Origin of the sequence: Nocardia colli, assembly GCF_008704205.1 — a bacterium.
Classification (GTDB): Bacteria; Actinomycetota; Actinomycetes; order Mycobacteriales; family Mycobacteriaceae; genus Nocardia; species Nocardia colli.
This window is the reverse complement of record NZ_VXLC01000001.1, coordinates 406,703-425,412: the sequence shown is the minus strand read 5'-3', so window position 1 is coordinate 425,412 and position 18,710 is coordinate 406,703. Positions and strand designations below refer to the sequence as shown.

The window sequence follows — 18,710 nt, the reverse complement described above, 5'->3', positions numbered from 1 at the left end:
TCAGTCCGTATAACTCGGGGCGGGCGGACCGGGGGACGGGCCGAGCACGGACAGCCACTGGCGATAGATGCGATCCCAGGTGCCGTCGTTGCGCACGCGCTCCAGGGTGCTGTTCACGAAGCGCACCAGATCGTCGTCGCCCTTGGGGATGCCGATGCCGTACGGCTCGACGCTGATGCTGTCGCCGACCACCTGCGTGTACGGGTCCTGCGCGGCCAGCCCGGCCAGGATGGAGTCGTCGGTGCTGGCCGCGTCGACCTGGCGCTGCTGCAACACGACCAGGCAGTCGGCCCAGGTCGGCACCGTGAGAATGGTGGCGGCGGGCTGGTCGTGGCGCATGTGGTCCAGCGAGGTGGTGCCGCGCACGATGCACACCCGCTTGCCCGCGAGATCGGCGATGCCGTTGATCCCGGAGTTCTTCATCGCCAGCACCCGCTGGTTCGAGCGCAGGTAGACGGTGGAGAACGTAACCTTCTGGCGCCGTTCGCAATTGATCGTCATGGTCTTCACCACGATGTCCACTTCGCGGTTCTGCAGCGCGCGTTCCCGGTCGGCCGAGCCGAGGGTGCGATATTCGATCAGGTCCGGGCTGCCGAGCAGGTCGCGGGCGACCTCCCTGGCGATGTCCGGGTCGAAGCCGACGATGGCGCCGGAGGTCGGATCGCGGAAGCTGAACAGGTTGCTGCCCGCGTCCAGCCCGACCACCAGCCGGCCGCGGGCCCGGATCGCGTCGATGGTCGGCCCGCCGGCGGTGCTCGGGCGCAGGCTCGCCGTCGGATCGCCGCACTGCGCGGGCGCGGCCGTGGGCGTCGGCGAATCCGTCAGCACCGGAATGACTTTCGCGGGCAGCGGCGGTTCGGTGTACTTGGCCGTGCTGCTCGGCAGGGACGTCGGCGCGCCGCTGGTACAGCCGCCCACCAGCGCGACGGTGGCGAGCGCGACGGCGACCAGGCCGTGCCCGGCCCTCATCGGTACTCCCGCAGCCGGGGCCACAGGCCCAGCCCGACGCAGGCCGCGGCGACGATGCCGAGCACCAGTGCGCCAGGGCCCATGAAGGCGAGCACCTGAGCCGCCTGGGAAATCTTGTCGCGCAATGTATTCCGTGTCTTGTCGATGCCCTGCTCCAGTGCCTTGTCCAGTGCCTCCACCTGCGCCGCGACATCGGCCGCACCCGGTCCGGTGGCCACCGCCGCCGCGCCGTTGAAGTCACCGCGGGCCAGCGTGTCGTTCATCCGCTGGTGCGCGACCCGCCAACGGCTCAGTGCCGGAATGGCATTGCGCACGTCGTCGGCGGCGGGCGCGGAACTCGGGTAGCCGCCGAGCAGGTCGGCGAGGCGGGCGATGTTCGCGTCGTAGGTCCGGTCGAAGTCGCCGGTCGCGTCCCGGCTGACCAGCTTCAGCGTTTCCGCCGAACGGGCCTGCTGGGCCAGGATCCGGCTCTCGGTGAGCCGGGAGGCGGGCACCGCGCCGTCGTCGCGGCCATGGATCATCGAGGTGGCCGACACCGCACCCGCGATCACCGTCCAGGTCAACAGGATCACCACCGCCGCCGACGCGAGCAGCAGCCCGGGATTGAGCACCCGGCGCCACCGTTTGGCCAGATCGAACTGCGCCCACACCAGCGCGACCAGCGCGAGCACCACCAGCACGATGGCGGTCCACGGCGGCCGGACGTGATTGCGCTGCGCCTCGGTCACCGCCGCCTGCCGCCGGTTCTGTAGTTCCTCGGCCATCGGCAGCACGGCGGTCTGCATCTGGTTGGACGCTTCGCTGAGATAGGCGGCGCCGACCGGATATCCGCTGCGATTGTTCGCCCGGGCCGTCTCCACCACCCCGGTGTACACCGGCAGGCTGGTGGCGATCCCGGTGCGCAACTGGGTATCGGTGTTGTCGGTCCGGGTGGGCGCGGTGCCCGAGGCCCGGCCCGTCTCCGCGACCAGTTCCGCGGCGGCCTCGCCGATCGCCTGGCTGTAGCGATCGCGCACCGTCTGCGGCTCCAGGCCGCCGGAGATGAACGCGGTGCTCGCCGCGGCGTCCGCGATGGACAGCGAGGTGTAGAGGCGATGTGCGGAGTACGCGTCCGGCTCGGTGTCGTCGAGCAGCACGTTCAGGGTCTGCTGCCGGTCGCCGACGGTCGCGCCGGTCACCCAGCCTGCGGCCACACAGACCGTGATGAGCAGCAGTCCGATCGCGATCAGCCGGCCGGGTGAGGAGCTGGCGAACAGGCGCATCCGGGCCGGGTCGAACTGCTCGCGCACGAAGGCGGCTCGCAGCGCGCCTGGACTGTCCCGCGCGGCGAGCTCGGCGGTGGGCGAGGGCCGCAGTACCGCCGTCGCCTGCTCGATCCGAGCCATGTCCACCTCCCCAGTCTGGGCCGCATTCGCGGATTTCTCGACGGACCGACCGGATAAACGGTCACCCCGTGTCTGTCGTTGCGGAGTTTATTGTGGTCGTAGCGGTGCCGTGGCGTGTGAAATACCCCTGCTTGGCAGCGGGAGGCGGCCCGGCGGCGGCAGATCGAGGATGGGTAGCAGATGCGTGGTGACGGTGACGGGTGGTCGCGCGACCCCGGTGGGTTGCGGCGTTGGGGCCGGTTCGGCGCCGCCGGACTGCTGCTGCGCGCGCCGCTCGCCGACGGCGGCTCGGCCGTCCTGATGCAGCATCGCGCGCCGTGGAGTCATCAGGGCGGCACCTGGGCGCTGCCCGGCGGAGCCCGCGACAGCCACGAGACCCCGGTGCACGCCGCGGTGCGCGAGGCGTGGGAGGAGGCGGGGATCGATCCCGCCGACGTCCGGGTGCGCGGTGAGCGGGTGACCGCGTCCGCGCCGAGCGGCTGGACCTACACCACCGTGATCGCCGATGCCGTGCTGACCTTGCCGACCGTCCGGAACCGGGAGAGCTCCGAGGTCGCGTGGATTCCGGAGGCCGAGGTCGACGCCAGGCTGCTGCATCCGGGCTTCGCCGCCGCCTGGCCCGCGTTGCGCGCCGCGCCCGCCCGGGTCTGTCTCGACGAACTCGCGGAGGATCGGGACGTCGCCGCCGCGCTGCCGCGAACCGTCGACCTCGCCGATCAAGGCTTCTTCTGGCTGCATACCGATCCCGACGGACCGGGCGGCTACGCCCGCATCGTCGGCCCGGAGGCGATCGCCCCGCAGACCGAACCGGCGGCGGACAACGGCACGGCCGTCGTCTCGCTCACCCGCGGCCAAGTCCTGTCCTGACCTCGGTGTCCGCCTGATCGGATGCCCGGCCATCGGTTACCCGTTGGCGAGTAGCGCCGTCTTGAGTTGCCGCGCCGCGGCTTCTGGATCCCGCGCCTCGGTGATCGCCCGCACCACGACGATGCGGTTGGCGCCGGCCGCGAGCACGTCCGGCAGGTTGTCCGCGTCGATCCCGCCGATCGCGAACCACGGCCGGGTCGGATGCGCGTCGGAGGTGGAACGCACCAGCTCGAGCCCGGCCGCCTGCCGGCCCGGCTTGGTCGGGGTCGCGTAGACCGGCCCGGTGCAGAAGTAATCGATGTGTTCGTCGATCGCGGCCAGCCCCGCCTGCGCGCGATTGTGCGTGGATCGCCCGATCACCACGTCCTGGCCGAGGATGCGCCGCGCGTACCAGGGCGGCAGATCACCCTGCCCGAGGTGCAGCACGTCGGCGCCCGCGGCGAGTGCGATATCCGCGCGGTCGTTCACCGCGACCAGTGCGCCGTGCCTGCGGGCGGCGGCCTTCAGCTCGGCCAGCGCGCCGAGCTCGGCGCGCGCCTCGAGCGGGCCGAACTTCGCCTCGCCGGGCGAACCCTTGTCCCTGAGCTGGATGATGTCGACCCCACCCGCGAAGGCCGCTTCGGCGAACTTGGCCAGATCGCCCTTGTCCCGTCTGGCGTCGGTACAGAGATAGAGGCGAGCGGCGGCCAAGCGCTCCCGGGGCGATGCGGGTCGGGCAGGGTGGGAGGGTTGCACGTCTTCGACCGTAGCCGCGCTACCGTGGGGAAGCGAACGGCGGCGCCACGCGAACGCCGCGCATCGGAGACAGAGGCAGGTGGAAGAGGATGCGGACGCTGGCCGTCGTGGGTGGCGGCGTCATCGGGCTCGGGGTGGCCTGGCGGGCCGCCGAGGCGGGCTGGTCGGTCACGCTGTTCGACCCCGCCGTCGGCTCCGGCGCCTCGTGGGTGGCCGGTGGCATGCTCGCTCCGCTGTCCGAAGGCTGGCCGGGCGAGGACCGGGTGCTCGCGTTCGGCGCGGCCGCGCTGGCCCGCTGGCCGGAGTTCGCCGCCCGGGTCGAGACCGCCACCGGCCAATCGGTGTTCGTGGCGGACGCGACCCTGACGGTCGCGCTGGACGCCGCCGACGCCGCGGATCTGCGCACGGTCGCCGAGTGGGTCGGTGGCCGCGGCCACGAACTCCAGATCCTCGATCGCGCGGGCGTGCGCGCGCTGGAACCGAACCTCGCGCGCACGGTCCGCGCCGGACTGCACGCGCCCGCCGAACCCGCGATCGACAATCGACGCTTGGTCGCCGCGCTCCGCAAGGCCGCGACCGCCGCCGGGGTGCAGATCCGCGCCGAATCCGTCGACGCGCTGGACACGCTCACCCACGATCAGATCATCCTGTCCGCCGGCGCGGCGTCGGCCCGGTTGTGGCCCGACCTGCCGGTCCGGCCGATCAAGGGCGAGATCCTGCGCCTGCGTCACCGCCCCGGCGTCACCCCCGCGCCCCGGCGTGTGGTGCGGGCCAGGGTGCACGGCCGGGCCATGTACCTGGTCCCGCGCGCCGACGGAATCGTGGTCGGCGCAACCCAATACGAGGCAGGTTTCGACACCGCGGTGACCGTCGCGGGCGTCCGGGACCTGATCGCCGACGCCGAGGCCGTCTTCCCCGGCATCGGCGAATACGAGCTGGCCGAGGCGAGCGCGGGTTCGCGCCCGGGCACCCCGGACAACCTGCCGTTGCTCGGCAGGCTCAGCGACCGGGTCGTCGCGGCCACCGGCAACGGCCGCAACGGCATGCTGACCCTGCCGCTCACCGTGGACGCGGTCCTCGCTCAGCTCGCCGGAACACCGTTGCCCGAGGCGGAACCCGCCGACCCGCAACGCTTCACGACGGCTCACCAGCCGTCCCCTTCGTCATCCGCAGGAGGAGTTCGATGACTTCGACATCCGTCCCCATCGGCGTCAGCGTGAACGGCACAGATCACGAATTCGCCGAAACCCTCACCGTCCGAGAGCTGCTCGGCCGCCTGGAGCTGCCGACGCAGGGCATCGCGCTCGCGGTGGACGGCGCGGTGTTCCCCAAGTCCCGCTGGGACGAGCCGGTCGGTCGCGGCTGGCAGATCGAGGTGCTGACGGCGGTCCAGGGTGGCTGAGCCGTATGCGCCGCTGCGGATCGCGGACCGCGAGTTCGGTTCCCGGCTGATCATGGGCACCGGCGGCGCGGACAACCTGGCCGTGCTGGAGGAGGCGCTGGTCGCCTCGGGTACCGAACTCACCACCGTCGCCATGCGCCGGGTGGATGCCGCGGGCGGCACCGGCGTGCTGGATCTGTTGAAGCGCTTGAACATTGCCCCGCTGCCCAACACGGCCGGCTGTCGCACGGCGGCCGAGGCGGTGCTCACCGCGCAGCTGGCCCGCGAGGCGCTCGACACCAACTGGGTCAAGCTCGAGGTGGTCGCCGACGAGCGCACCCTGCTGCCCGACCCGATCGAATTGATCACCGCCGCAGAGCAACTCGTCGACGACGGCTTCATCGTGCTGCCCTACACCACCGACGACCCGATCCTCGCGCGCCGGCTGGAGGACGCGGGCTGCGTCGCGGTGATGCCGCTCGGCTCGCCGATCGGCACCGGCCTCGGCATCGGCAATCCGCACAACATCGAGATGATCGTCGCCGAGGCCAAGGTTCCGGTGATCCTGGACGCGGGCATCGGCACCGCGAGCGACGCGGCCCTGGCCATGGAACTCGGCTGCTCGGCGGTCCTGCTGGCCACCGCGGTGACCAGGGCCCGGCAACCGGAGTTGATGGCGGAGGCCATGGCTGCCGCGGTGCGCGCGGGCTATCTGGCGCGCCAGGCGGGACGCATTCCGAAACGATTCTGGGCACAGGCTTCCTCACCCGCGCTCTGAGCCGGTCGTTCCCGAAAAGTCCCGCTCAGGACGTCTATCAGGGTGGCGTCACGGGGTAGTAGGGGTAGCCGTCATCCCTGAGGATGATCGAACACGACACTTTGTAGTGACGCGCGTCGCGGCATTTTCGGGAATGCTGGTCACCATGATCGAGCTGAGAGGGCTGACCAAGCACTACGGGCAGACCGTCGCCGTTCAGGATCTATCCTTCACCGTTCGACCCGGACAGGTGACGGGGTTCCTGGGCCCGAACGGAGCCGGTAAGTCGACGACGATGCGGATGATCCTGGGGCTGGACAAGCCAACCGCAGGCACCGCACTCATCCAGGGCAAGCCATACCGCGAATTGGACCATCCGCTGCGCACCGTCGGTGCGTTGCTCGACGCCAAGTGGGTGCATCCGAATCGTTCGGCGCGCGCCCATCTCGAGTGGATGGCCGCCTCCAACGACATCGCCAAGTCCCGGGTGGAGGAGGTGCTGCGGCTGGTCGGCCTGTCCGAGGTGGCGGGCAAGACCGCGGGCGGCTTCTCCCTCGGCATGTCCCAGCGGCTGGGCCTGGCCGGCGCGCTGCTCGGCGACCCGCAGGTGCTGCTGTTCGACGAGCCGGTCAACGGCCTGGACCCGGAGGGCATCCTGTGGATCCGCCGGTTCATGCAGCGACTGGCGACCGAGGGGCGCACCGTGCTGGTCTCCAGCCACCTGCTCTCCGAAATGGCGCAGACCGCCGAACATCTCGTGGTGATCGGTCGCGGCCAGCTCATCTCCGATACCACCACACAGGAATTCATCGAGCGCGCCTCCGAACAGTCGGTGCGCGTGCGCAGCCCGCAGCTCGACCAGTTGCGCAGCGTGCTCACCTCGAACGGCATGACCGTCCGTGAGGACGGCACCGGCACCGACGGCCCCGCGCTCGTGGTGGCCGGCGTGCCCAGCGACGCGGTCGGCAAGCTGGCCGGCGCGAACGAGATCACCCTGTTCGAGCTTGCGCCGCAACGTGCTTCGCTGGAAGAGGCGTTCATGCGGATGACCGGCGGCGCCGTGCAGTACCACGGCGAAGGCATCGATCAGGCGATGGGAGGTGCGCTCTGATGGGCGTGCTGGCAGCAGAACGAATCAAGCTCACCTCGACCAGGTCGCCCTGGTGGTGCTCGGCCATCGTGGTCGCGCTCGCCCTCGGGCTGGCCGCGTTGTTCGCCCTGGTCACCAAGTCCGCGGGGGACAACCCCGCGGAGGGGACACCGACGCTGGACGTGAGCACCGCGACCGCGGGCGTCGTCGGCTTCGGCGTGATGGTCCTGATGATCATGGCCGCGTTGACCGTGACGAGTGAATACCGCTTCGGCGTCATCCGCACGACGTTCCAGGCGGTGCCCAATCGCAGCAAGGTGCTGATCACCAAGACCCTGCTGGTCGGTGTCTTCAGCGCGGTGCTCACCACGATCCTCGCCTTCCTCGCCATCGGGGTGGCCAAGGCAATCGGCGGGTCCGCCCCCGCGGCGAACCTGACCCTGGACGGGCAGTGGCGTGCGGTCTACGGCATCCCGATCTACGCGTTCCTGATGATCGCCGTGGCGATCGGTGTCGGCGTCCTGGTCCGCCAGTCCGCGGCCGCGATCTCGCTGATCGTGTTGTGGTCCTTGCTGATCGAGCCGCTGCTCGGCGCGTTCGGCAGCTTCGGCCGCAACGTGGGACCGTTCCTGCCCTTCCAGAACGCGAGCCACTTCCTGGCCGTCTCGGAGTCCGGCGCCAACTGGCACTGGGGTCCGTGGGGCAGCCTGCTCTACTTCCTCGGCTTCACCGCGATCGTCTACGGTGCCGCGCTGATCATGATCAACCAGCGCGACGCGTAGCGACCCCAGTACGACCCGAGTTGCCTTCCCTCGCCACTCGGGTTCGGGGCGCCGACCTTGTCGGGAGGTCCGCGCGCCCCGTCACCGCCCCGCCACTGCCCGGCGGACGGTGTCACCATCGGCCCGGTGCGATCCCCTTCGCGCCGGGCCGATGGGCGTTTCCGGGGCCTGCGCGCGGCCGCATTATTACCGGTCAATGGGCTATGTGAACATCCAGGAAACTGTGAAACAGGTCGCTTCATCAGTGCTGGATCCGCGAGTACAGTTCGACTCAGCAACCAGCTCGTTATCCATCGGCGGCCCCAATGTTGTGCCCGCTCCGTCCGTCGGGAGGTAGCAGGTGGCGATGATCAGTGATCCGCCGACGACAGGTCGGCTGAGATACCCTCTGGGCGTGAGCGAAACACCTTCCGGCGGTGCTGCGCCCGGGTCGGAGCCGGAAGACCGAAACGGCCTCCCACCCGAGGTGGTGATCCCGCTGGTACCCGCGGACGGGGACGGACCGATCCGTCGTCCCGGGGCAGGCCTGCGCAAGGGCCAGCTGTCCGCGTTGATGAACGCGGCGAACAACCGGACGGACTTCATCGGCGTGCTCCGCAAGGCGCGCGAGCAGCTGCCCGGTGATCCCTCGTTCGGCGACCCGCTCTCGGTCACCGGGCCGGGCGGTGCGCGCGCGGTGGCCCGCGCCGCGGACAAGCTCGTCGGCGACACCCCGAGCGCGGCCAGGGAGATCGGCTTCGGCGCACTCCAGGTCTGGCAGGCGATGCTGGAACGAGTCGGCCGCGGCAAAGGTAGCGCGGAAGTAACTGTGATGTTCACCGACCTGGTGGCCTTCTCCAGCTGGTCGCTCTCCGCGGGCGACGAGGCCACGCTGGAGCTGCTGCGCCGGGTGGCCAAGGCCATCGAGCCGCCGATCGCCGAGCGGGGCGGTCAGGTGGTCAAGCGGATGGGCGACGGCGTGATGGCCGTGTTCCCGTCGGCCGAGCGGGCGGTGCGCGCCGCGATCAACGCCAAGCGCAACCTGGCCGAGGTCAAGGTGCGCGACTACCGCCCGCAGATGCGGATCGGGCTGCACACCGGTTCACCGCGCGAGATCGGCGGCGACTGGCTCGGCGTCGACGTCACGATCGCGGCCAGGGTGATGGAGGCGGGCGGCAACGGCAACACCATGCTGTCCGAGGCGACGTTGCAGTCGCTGAAGCCCGAAACCCTCGCCGAACTGGGCCACGCGGTGAAGCCCTACCGGCGCAGCTTCTTCGCCGCGCCGCTGAGCGGGGTCCCCGAGGACCTGCGCATCTTCAAGCTCTCCGAGCTCTGAGTCAGGCGCCGACCCACCAGAACACCGCCCCCGCGATGGCGAGCGCGGCCAGCACCGCCAGCACGATCGCGAACTTGCGCGCGGTTTTCCAGGTCGAATAGACGCCGCCGAGCAAGAAGCCGGCCAGCGCGAGCAGGATGATCACAGTGACGTCGGTGGACACTGTGGCTATTCTGCTCTGCCGCATTTGCCTGGCTCGACCGGTGCCGCCAGCGGTGATCTGAGTCACTCGCGATTAACAAGCACGCGTGCTTGCTTTTTTCTGAACCGGGTGTGATGCTGGTCCTCGGAACGCGGACTTCACGGGTGCGGCACGCGGCTGTGCCCTGACGGTTCGCCGTTACAGGAGGCATTCCCGCTGATGAGTGTGCTGGCCGCCAACCCGGACGTGCTCCGGATCGGCAACTGTTCCGGTTTCTACGGTGATCGACTGAGCGCGATGCGCGAGATGCTCGAGGGCGGGCAGCTCGACGTGCTCACCGGCGACTATCTCGCCGAGCTCACCATGCTGATCCTCGGCCGCGACCGGATGAAAGATCCGAGCCTCGGCTACGCCAAGACCTTCGTGAAGCAGATCGAGGACTGCCTCGGCCTCGCGCTGGAACGCAACGTGCAGATCGTCACGAACGCGGGCGGTCTGAACCCGGCCGGGCTGGCCGAGCGCCTGCGCAAGGTGGCCGCCGACCTCGGCCTGGACGCGAAGATCGCGCACGTCGAGGGCGACGACTTGGTCGCGCGCGCAAGCGAACTCGGCCTCGGCGCACCGCTCACCGCGAACGCCTACCTCGGCGCGTGGGGCATCGTCGAATGCCTGAACGCGGGCGCGGACATCGTGGTCACCGGCCGGGTCACCGACGCGTCGGTGGTCGTCGCCCCCGCGGCGGCCCACTTCGGTTGGGGCCGCACCGATTACGACGCGCTGGCCGGCGCGGTGGTCGCGGGCCATGTGATCGAATGCAGCACCCAGGCCACCGGCGGCAACTACGCGTTCTTCACCGAGCTGCCCGATCTGGGCCGGCCGGGCTTCCCGATCGCCGAAATCCGCAGGGACGGCAGCAGTGTCATCACCAAGCACGCCGGCACCGGCGGCACGGTCACGGTCGACACCGTCGAAGCGCAGCTCATGTACGAGATCCAGGGGACCAGGTACGCCGGACCTGACGTCACCTCGCGCCTGGACTCGATCGCGCTCAGCGCGGACGGCCCGGACCGGGTGCTGATCAGCGGCGTCGTCGGCGAGGCGCCGCCGGACCGGCTGAAGGTGTCGCTGAACACCCTCGGCGGCTTCCGCAACGAGATGGAGTTCATCCTCACCGGACTCGACATCGAGGCGAAAGCCGCACTGGCGCAACGACAGCTGGAGTCCTGGCTGGCGGTGAAGCCGGCCGAACTCGACTGGACGCTCGCGCGGCTGGACCGGCCGGACGCCGACACCGAGGAGCAGGCCAGCGCGCTGCTGCGCTGCGTGGTGCGCGACCCGGACCCGAACAAGGTCGGCCGCGCGTTCTCCAGCGTGGCCGTCGAACTGGCCCTGGCCAGCTACCCGGGGTGCAGCTTTACCACGATGCCCGGCAACGGTTCTCCCTATGGCGTGTACTCGCCGGGGTATGTCGACGCCACCGAGGTGCCGCACGTCGCGGTGTTGCCGGACGGCTCCCGCGTCGACGTCGCGCCCGCCACGGAAACGCTGTCGCTGGCCGAGGTCGCCGAGCCCGAGCTGCCGGAACCGTTGTCTGCCGGCGAAACCCGCCGCGCTCCGCTCGGCGCCATCGCGTTGGCTCGCAGCGGGGACAAGGGCGGCAACGCCAATATCGGCGTTTGGGTGCGCACCGACGAGCAATGGCGTTGGCTGGCCCACACACTCACCGTGGAACGGGTCAAAGAACTACTGCCCGAGACCGCCTCGCTGACGGTCACCAGGCACGTGCTGCCCAACCTGCGGGCGGTGAACTTCATCATCGAAGGCCTACTCGGTCAGGGCGTCGCCTATCAGGCGCGCTTCGACCCGCAGGCCAAGGGGCTCGGCGAATGGCTGCGGTCCCGTCATCTCGACATCCCATTGGAGCTGTTGCCATGACCGTGAGTCCCTGGAATTCCTCTGAACGACGCGAATTGCGCGCCACCGTAAGGGGTTTCGCAGAGCGGGATGTTCTGCCCTACATGGACGAGTGGGAGCGCGACGGGGAGATCCCGCGCGAGCTACACAAGAAGGCCGGCGCGCTCGGCCTGCTCGGCATCCAATTCCCCGAAGCCGCAGGCGGTTCCGGCGGCGACGGCATCGACGCGATGATCGTCTGCGAGGAACTGCATCAGGCGGGCGCCTCCGGCGGCCTGTTCGCGTCGCTGTTCACCTGCGGCATCGCGGTGCCGCACATGATCGCCTCGGGCAACCCGGACCACATCGAGCGTTGGGTGCGTCCGACTTTGGCGGGCGAGAAGATCGGCTCGCTGGCCATCACCGAACCCGGCGGCGGCTCCGACGTCGGCCACCTCACCACCACCGCGCGCCGCGACGGCGACCACTACATCGTCAACGGCGCCAAGACCTACATCACCTCCGCCTGCCGGGCCGACTACGTGGTCACCGCGGTGCGCACGGGCGGCCCCGGCTCCGGCGGGATCTCGCTGCTCGTGGTCGAGAAGGGCACGCCCGGCTTCACGGTCAGCCGCAAGCTGGACAAGATGGGCTGGCGCGCCTCCGACACCGCCGAACTGTCCTACGTCGACGTGCGGGTGCCCGCGGAAAACCTGGTCGGCCCGGAGAATTCCGGCTTCTTCCAGATCGCGGGCGCGTTCGTCAGCGAGCGCGTCGGCCTTGCCGTGCAGGCGTATTCGAGCGCGCAGCGCTGCCTCGACCTCACCCTCGACTGGGTGCGCAGCCGGGAAACCTTCGGCCGCCCGCTGATCAGCAGGCAGGCCGTGCAGAACACGGTCACCGAGATGGCCCGCCGCATCGACGTCGCCCGCGTCTACACCCGAGATGTGGCGCAGCGCAGCGCGAATGGCGAGACCGACCTGATCGCGGAGGTCTGCTTCGCCAAGAACACCGCCGTCGAAGCCGGTGAGTGGGTGGCCAACCAGGCCGTGCAGCTGTTCGGCGGGCTCGGCTACATGCGCGAATCCGAGATCGAGCGCCAGTACCGCGACATGCGCATCCTCGGCATCGGCGGGGGCACCACCGAGATCCTCACCGGCCTGGCCGCCAAACGATTGGGGTACCAGTCATGACGACACTGCGCAGCACGCTCGACACCGCGTCGCCGGAGTACGCCGCGTCGGCCGAGGCCATGACGGCCAAGCTCACCGAGGTCGAGGGCGAGTTCGCCAAGGCGATCGCCGGCGGCGGACCGGACAAGCTGGCCCGGCATCGCAAGCGCGGCAAGCTGACCGCGCGGGAGCGGGTCGAGCTGCTGATCGACGAGGACTCGCCGTTCCTGGAGCTGTGCCCGCTGGCCGGCTGGGGCAGCGAATTCCACGTCGGCGCAAGCACTATCGCGGGCATCGGCGTCGTGGAGGGCGTCGAATGCATGATCGTCGCGCCGGATCCCACCGTGCGCGGCGGCACCTCGAACCCGTGGACGCTGCGGAAGACGTTGCGCATCAACGACATCGTCCGGGAGAACCGGCTGCCGGTGATCTCCCTGGTGGAGTCCGGCGGCGCGGATCTGCCGACGCAGAAGGAAGTCTTCGTCCCCGGCGGCCGGATGTTCCGCGACCTCACCCAGGCCTCGGCCGCGGGCATCCCGACCATCGCGCTGGTCTTCGGCAACTCGACCGCGGGCGGCGCGTACATCCCGGGCATGTCCGATCACGTGGTGATGATCAAGGAACGCTCCAAGGTGTTCCTCGGCGGCCCGCCGCTGGTCAAGATGGCCACCGGCGAGGAGTCCGACGACGAATCGCTCGGCGGCGCGGACATGCACGCCCGCGTCTCCGGCCTGGCCGACTACTACGCGCTCGACGAGCAGGACGCGATCCGCATCGGCCGCTCCATCGTGCGCCGGCTCAACTGGCGCAAGCAGGGCCCCGCGCCGCGCGCCGAGGTGATCGAGCCGCTCTACGATCCCGAGGACCTGCTCGGCATCGTCCCGAACGACCTGAAGATCCCGTTCGACCCGCGCGAGGTGATCGCGCGCATCGTCGACGGCTCCGACTTCGACGAGTTCAAGCCGCTCTACGGCGGCAGCCTGGTCACCGGATGGGCCGAGCTGCACGGGTATCCGATCGGCATCCTGGCCAACGCGCGCGGCGTGCTGTTCTCCGAGGAATCGCAGAAGGCCACCCAGTTCATCCAGCTGGCGAACAAGTCGAACACGCCATTGCTGTTCCTGCACAACACCACCGGCTACATGGTCGGCAAGGAGTACGAGCAGCGCGGCATCATCAAGCACGGCGCGATGATGATCAACGCGGTGTCCAACTCGAAGGTGCCGCACATCTCGGTGCTGATGGGCGCGTCCTACGGCGCCGGGCACTACGGCATGTGCGGCCGCGCTTTCGACCCGCGCTTCGTCTACGCCTGGCCCAGTGCGAAATCCGCCGTCATGGGCGGCGCGCAGCTGGCCGGCGTCATCTCGATCGTCGGTCGCGCGGCGGCCGAGGCCAAGGGCATGCCGTTCAACGAGGAGGCCGACGCCGGGATGCGCGCCATGATCGAGGCGCAGATCGAGGCCGAGTCGCTGGCCATGTTCATGTCCGGTCGCCTGTTCGACGACGGCGTCATCGATCCGCGCGATACCCGCACCGTGTTGGGAATGTCCTTGTCGGCCATTCACAATGCCCCGATCAAGGGCGCCGATGGCTTCGGCGTCTTCCGAATGTGAGGCCGGGGATGACTATTACGAATGTCCTAGTTGCCAATCGCGGCGAGATCGCCCGCCGGGTGTTCGCCACCTGTCGGCGAATGGGTATCGGCACCGTCGCGGTCTACTCCGATGCGGACGCCGCCGCCCCGCACGTCGCGGAAGCCGATGCGGCAGTGCTGCTTCCGGGCAATACGCCCGGTGAGACCTACCTGCGCGGTGAACTGATCATCGAGGCCGCGCTGGCCGCCGGCGCGGACGCGATCCACCCGGGCTACGGATTCCTTTCCGAGAACGCCGATTTCGCCAAGGCGGTGCTGGCCGCCGGACTGGTGTGGATCGGCCCGCCGGTCGCGGCCATCGAGCAGATGGGCTCGAAGGTCGCCTCGAAGAAGATGATGGACGCCGCCGGTGTCCCCGTGCTCGCCGAGCTCGATCCGGCCGAGGTCACCGAGGCGCACCTGCCCGTGCTGATCAAGGCCTCCGCCGGCGGTGGCGGCCGCGGCATGCGCGTGGTGCGCGAGCTGGGCGAACTCGAGCCGCAGATCGAGGCGGCGCGCCGGGAGGCCGCGTCCGCGTTCGGCGATCCCACGGTCTTCTGCGAGCGATACCTGGAAACCGGTCGCCACATCGAGGTTCAGGTGATGGCCGATACGCACGGCACCATCTGGGCGGTCGGCGAGCGCGAATGCTCCATTCAGCGCAGGCACCAGAAGGTGATCGAGGAAGCTCCCTCGCCACTGGTCGAGCGCACCGAGGGCATGCGCGAGCGCCTGTTCGAGGCGGCCCGGCTCGCCACCGGCGCGATCGGCTACACCGGCGCGGGCACGGTGGAGTTCCTGGCCGACGAGCGCGGCGAGTTCTTCTTCCTGGAGATGAATACCCGCCTCCAGGTGGAACATCCGGTCACCGAGTGCACCACCGGCCTGGATCTGGTTCGCCTGCAACTCGAGGTGGCCGCGGAGGCGAAGCTGCCTGCCGAATCCCCAGGGATGTACGGACATTCGATCGAGGTCCGGCTCTACGCCGAGGACCCGGCGCACGACTGGCAGCCGCAGAGCGGCACCGTCTACCGCCTCGACATCCCGTCGGTGGTCACCGAATTCGATCTGCTGGATCGGCCGGGGGTGCGGCTGGACACCGGTGTGGTGGACGGCTCGGCGGTCGGCGTGCACTACGACCCGATGCTGGCCAAGGTCATCTCCTACGCCGAAACCCGGAGCGAGGCAGCGCGATTGCTCGCCAACGCGCTGCACCGGGCGAAGATCCACGGCCTGGTGACCAACCGCGACCTGCTGGTCCGGGTGCTGCGGCACCCCGCCTTCCTGGCCGGCGACACCGACACCGCGTTCTTCGCCACCCACGGATTGGACACGCTGGCAGCGCCTTTGGTCTCCGAGACCGACGAGACGTTGTCCATCGTGGCCGCCGCACTGGCCGACGCGGCCGCCAATCGGGGCGCCGCGCAGGTGGGCGGCGGCCTGCCGAGCGGATGGCGCAACCTGCCGTCCCAGTCGACGCACAAGCTGTTCGAGAGCCGCACCAGCGGGACGCACGACATCGGCTACCGCTTCACCCGCGGCGTGGTCGCGGTGGACGGTCACGACGGACTCGAACTCATCGAAGCGACCCCCGACCGCGTGGTGCTCGCAGTCCCCGGCGAACGCGGCTCGGTCCGCAGGCATTTCGCCGTCGCCCGCTACCACGATCTGGTCTGCGTCGACTCGCCGCTCGGCCCGGTCAGCGTGCGCAAACTGCCCCGCTTCAGCGATCCGGCCGACCAGGTGGCCACCGGCTCGCTGCTCGCGCCCATGCCCGGCAGCGTGATCCGGCTCGGCGCCGAGGTCGGCAGCCGGGTCGAACAGGGCCAGCCCATTCTGTGGCTGGAGGCGATGAAGATGGAGCACACCATCGCCGCGCCCGCCGCCGGTGTGCTCAGCGCCGTCAATGTCACCGTCGGCCAGCAGGTCGAAGTCGGTGCCGTCCTCGCCGTAGTCGACCCTGCCGAAGGCACGGAAATCCAGGAGAGCAAATGAGTTTCATCGAAACCGAAGAGCAGACCGCGCTCCGGTCCGCGGTCGCCGCGCTGGCGGCGAAGTACAACTACCGCGACTACGTGCTGCCGAAGGCCAGGGCCAACGAGCCGCTCACCGAATTGTGGGACGAGGCAGGCAAACTCGGCTTCCTCGGGGTGAACCTGCCGGAGGAGTACGGCGGCGGCGGTGCGGGCCTGTACGAGCTGGCGCTGGTCATGGAGGAGCTCTCCGCGCAGGGCGCGGGCCTGCTGCTGATGGTCGTCTCCCCGGCCATCTGCGGCACCATCATCACCAAGTACGGCACCGACGAGCAGAAGCAGCAGTGGCTGCCCAAGCTCGGCGACGGCTCGGCCAAGATGGTCTTCGGCATCACCGAGCCGGACGCGGGCTCCAACTCCCACCAGATCACCACCACCGCGCGCCGCGACGGCGACGACTGGATCCTCAACGGGCGCAAGATCTACATCTCCGGCGTGGATCAGGCCGAAGCGGTGCTCATCGTCTCGCGCACCGAGGACCACAAGACCGGCAAGCTCAAGCCCGCCTTGTTCATCGTGCCGACCGATGCCGAGGGCTTCCACAAGACGCCTCAGGAAATGGACATCATCGAGCCGGACCACCAGTTCACGCTGTTCCTGGACGACGTGCGCCTGCCGTCGACCGCTCTGGTCGGCAAGGAGGACGCGGCGCTGATGCAGCTGTTCGCCGGCCTCAACCCGGAGCGGGTGATGGGCGCCGCGATGGCCATCGGCCTCGGCCGCTACGCCATCGACCGCGCCGTCGAATACGCCAAGGAACGCACCGTGTGGAAGACGCCGATCGGTGCGCACCAAGGCATTTCGCATCCGCTGGCCCAGGTGAAGATCGAGCTGGAGCTGGCCAAGCTGATGATGCGCAAGGCCGCGACGCTCTACGACACGGGCGACGAGATGGGCGCCGCCGAGGCCGCCAACATGGCGAAATACGCTGCGGCGGAGGCGAGTATCAAGGCGCTCGATCAGGCCATCCAGACGCACGGCGGCGCGGGCCTGACCAAGGAGTACGGCCTGGCCGCGATGCTGGCCGCCGCGCGCATCGGCCGGATCGCGCCGGTCAGCCGCGAAATGGTGCTGAACTTCGTCGCCCAGTACTCGCTGGGCCTGCCGAAGTCCTACTGAGAGGCTGTCGATGACCGAAACAGTGACCGGTCCGTTCGTCCGCTACGAGGTGGCGGACGGCTTCGCGACGCTCACGCTCGACTCGCCGCACAACCGGAACGCGTTGTCGTCCAAGCTCGTTGCCGAACTCCTCCAGGGACTCGACGACGCGGCCGCCGACGACGCGGTGCGCGGCATCGTGCTCGCGCACACCGGCAACACCTTCTGCGCGGGCGCGGACCTGTCCGAGGCGAGCAATGCCGATCCCGCGGTGGCCGCCGACGACCGCACCCGGGTGATGATCGGCGTCCTGCGCCGGCTCATCGCCACCCCGAAGCCGGTGATCGCGCAGATCGACGGCAACGTGCGCGCGGGCGGCATGGGCATCGTCGCCGCCTGCGACCTCGCGGTGGCCGGGCCGACCAGCAGCTTCGCCCTCACCGAGGTGCGAATCGGGTTGGCCCCGTTCATGATTTCGCTGACCCTGCTGCCGCGGCTCACCTCGCGCGCGGCGAGCCGGTATTTCCTGACCGGCGAGAAGTTCGGCGCCGACGTCGCCGAGCAGATCGGGCTGATCACCACCGGCGCCGCCGACCCGGTGGCCGAGGTGGCGCGGGTGCGCGCCGAGCTGCGCAAGGGCGCCCCGCAGGGGCTGGCCGAGAGCAAGCGGCTGGTCAACGCGGCCATGCTCGCGGAGTTCGACGCCTCGGCCGAAGAACTCGCGACCCGCTCGGCGAGCTTCTTCGGCACCGACGAGGTGCGCGAGGGCATGACGGCCTTCCTGCAGCGTCGTCCGGCGAGCTGGGCAGAATAACCCCATGGCCACACCCCACGAACCCAAGCAGGACCGCAGCCGAGCCACCCGGCAGCGCCTGTTGGAGGCGACCATCGACTGCCTGGCCGAAACCGGCTGGGCGGCAGCGACGGTCGCGGTCGTCGCCGAACGGGCCGGGGTGTCCAGGGGCGCGGCGCAGCATCACTTCCCGACCAGGGAGGAGCTGATCACCGCCGCGCTGGAGTACATGTTCGACAGCCGGACCCAGCAGGCCAAGGACGAGGCGATCGCGGTCGCCGCCTTGGCCGACGGGGTCGGCCGCACCGAGGCCGTGGTGGCCGGCCTGGTCGAGTCCTACACCAGCCCGCTGTTCAAGGCGGCGCTGCAGGTGTGGACGCACGCGGCCGCCGATCCGGCGCTGCGCGAACGAATTGTCCCGCTGGAAGCCAAGTTCGGCCGGATCTCGCACCGGCGCGCGGTGGAGGCGCTCGGCGTCGACGACGCCGACCCGGTCACCCACCACCTCGTGCAGGCCACCCTGGACATGGCGCGCGGTCTCGGCCTGGCCGACGTGCTCACCGACGACTCGGCGCGCCGCAAGCAGATCGTCCAGCAGTGGGCGGCCACCCTGCACGCCGCGCTGAGCGCGCCACGCAACGCCGAGTGATTTTCATCGC

General features: G+C 69.9%; 18 protein-coding genes. 14 read left to right on the top strand and 4 right to left on the bottom strand.

The features are described from left to right. Both F3087_RS02135 and F3087_RS02130 read right to left on the bottom strand, forming a co-directional pair. Nucleotides 1-969 (bottom strand): glutamate ABC transporter substrate-binding protein, encoded by a 969-nt coding sequence (locus F3087_RS02135; protein WP_150400050.1) that lies wholly within the window; start codon nt 967-969, stop codon nt 1-3. Beyond that, nucleotides 966-2,354, bottom strand: coding sequence for a hypothetical protein (locus F3087_RS02130; RefSeq protein WP_150400049.1), 1,389 nt, complete (start codon nt 2,352-2,354; stop codon nt 966-968). The genes F3087_RS02135 and F3087_RS02130 overlap by 4 nt, the downstream gene beginning before the upstream one ends. 180 nt (nt 2,355-2,534) lie before the next feature. On the opposite strand from F3087_RS02130, the gene F3087_RS02125 reads away from it, so the two are divergent. Beyond that, nucleotides 2,535-3,221, top strand: a complete 687-nt coding sequence (locus F3087_RS02125) for an NUDIX domain-containing protein (protein ID WP_150400048.1) — start codon at nt 2,535-2,537, stop codon at nt 3,219-3,221. Nucleotides 3,222-3,257: 36 nt separating this feature from the next. Here the strand turns inward: F3087_RS02125 and thiE are convergent, their stop codons facing one another. After that, entirely contained in the window at nt 3,258-3,956 is a 699-nt protein-coding gene (gene thiE / locus F3087_RS02120; RefSeq protein ID WP_150400047.1) for a thiamine phosphate synthase, read from the bottom strand. A gap of 89 nt (nt 3,957-4,045) precedes the next feature. Here thiE and thiO point away from each other — a divergent pair, with 89 nt between their 5' ends. From thiO to F3087_RS02090, 6 genes are all read left to right on the top strand, one after another. Next, nucleotides 4,046-5,143 (top strand): glycine oxidase ThiO, encoded by a 1,098-nt coding sequence (gene thiO / locus F3087_RS02115; protein WP_150400046.1) that lies wholly within the window; start codon nt 4,046-4,048, stop codon nt 5,141-5,143. Continuing rightward, nucleotides 5,140-5,358: a sulfur carrier protein ThiS gene (thiS, locus tag F3087_RS02110; protein ID WP_150400045.1), complete on the top strand. Its 219-nt coding sequence runs from the start codon at nt 5,140-5,142 to the stop codon at nt 5,356-5,358. Before thiO ends, thiS begins: the two co-directional genes overlap by 4 nt. Further along, on the top strand, nt 5,351-6,115 hold the full coding sequence (thiG, locus tag F3087_RS02105) for a thiazole synthase (RefSeq protein ID WP_150400044.1): 765 nt from the start codon (nt 5,351-5,353) through the stop codon (nt 6,113-6,115). The genes thiS and thiG overlap by 8 nt, the downstream gene beginning before the upstream one ends. A gap of 145 nt (nt 6,116-6,260) precedes the next feature. Continuing rightward, entirely contained in the window at nt 6,261-7,205 is a 945-nt protein-coding gene (locus tag F3087_RS02100; protein ID WP_150400043.1) for an ABC transporter ATP-binding protein, read from the top strand. After that, nucleotides 7,205-7,966: an ABC transporter permease gene (locus tag F3087_RS02095; protein WP_150400042.1), complete on the top strand. Its 762-nt coding sequence runs from the start codon at nt 7,205-7,207 to the stop codon at nt 7,964-7,966. The genes F3087_RS02100 and F3087_RS02095 overlap by 1 nt, the downstream gene beginning before the upstream one ends. Before the next feature lie 394 nt (nt 7,967-8,360). Beyond that, a complete protein-coding gene (locus tag F3087_RS02090; protein WP_191093737.1) occupies nt 8,361-9,284 on the top strand; it encodes an adenylate/guanylate cyclase domain-containing protein in 924 nt (307 codons plus the stop codon). Nucleotide 9,285: 1 nt separating this feature from the next. Here F3087_RS02090 and F3087_RS02085 read toward each other — a convergent pair whose 3' ends face one another. Then, nucleotides 9,286-9,447, bottom strand: coding sequence for a hypothetical protein (locus F3087_RS02085; protein ID WP_223884772.1), 162 nt, complete (start codon nt 9,445-9,447; stop codon nt 9,286-9,288). Nucleotides 9,448-9,645: 198 nt separating this feature from the next. Here F3087_RS02085 and F3087_RS02080 point away from each other — a divergent pair, with 198 nt between their 5' ends. From F3087_RS02080 to F3087_RS02050, 7 genes are read left to right on the top strand one after another with little or no spacing between them, the layout of a single operon-like run. After that, a complete protein-coding gene (locus F3087_RS02080; RefSeq protein ID WP_150400040.1) occupies nt 9,646-11,361 on the top strand; it encodes an acyclic terpene utilization AtuA family protein in 1,716 nt (571 codons plus the stop codon). Further along, nucleotides 11,358-12,512, top strand: coding sequence for an acyl-CoA dehydrogenase family protein (locus tag F3087_RS02075; RefSeq protein WP_150400039.1), 1,155 nt, complete (start codon nt 11,358-11,360; stop codon nt 12,510-12,512). The genes F3087_RS02080 and F3087_RS02075 overlap by 4 nt, the downstream gene beginning before the upstream one ends. Then, the gene (locus F3087_RS02070) at nt 12,509-14,107 is read left to right on the top strand and encodes an acyl-CoA carboxylase subunit beta (RefSeq protein ID WP_150400038.1); all 1,599 of its coding nucleotides are present in this window, start codon (nt 12,509-12,511) and stop codon (nt 14,105-14,107) included. Before F3087_RS02075 ends, F3087_RS02070 begins: the two co-directional genes overlap by 4 nt. A gap of 8 nt (nt 14,108-14,115) precedes the next feature. Further along, nucleotides 14,116-16,122: an acetyl/propionyl/methylcrotonyl-CoA carboxylase subunit alpha gene (locus F3087_RS02065; RefSeq protein WP_150400037.1), complete on the top strand. Its 2,007-nt coding sequence runs from the start codon at nt 14,116-14,118 to the stop codon at nt 16,120-16,122. Then, nucleotides 16,119-17,279 (top strand): acyl-CoA dehydrogenase family protein, encoded by a 1,161-nt coding sequence (locus tag F3087_RS02060; RefSeq protein ID WP_150400036.1) that lies wholly within the window; start codon nt 16,119-16,121, stop codon nt 17,277-17,279. The genes F3087_RS02065 and F3087_RS02060 overlap by 4 nt, the downstream gene beginning before the upstream one ends. Before the next feature lie 10 nt (nt 17,280-17,289). Continuing rightward, nucleotides 17,290-18,072: an enoyl-CoA hydratase family protein gene (locus F3087_RS02055; protein WP_150400035.1), complete on the top strand. Its 783-nt coding sequence runs from the start codon at nt 17,290-17,292 to the stop codon at nt 18,070-18,072. Nucleotides 18,073-18,076: 4 nt separating this feature from the next. Beyond that, nucleotides 18,077-18,700, top strand: coding sequence for a TetR/AcrR family transcriptional regulator (locus F3087_RS02050; protein WP_150400034.1), 624 nt, complete (start codon nt 18,077-18,079; stop codon nt 18,698-18,700). Nucleotides 18,701-18,710: the final 10 nt, after the last annotated feature.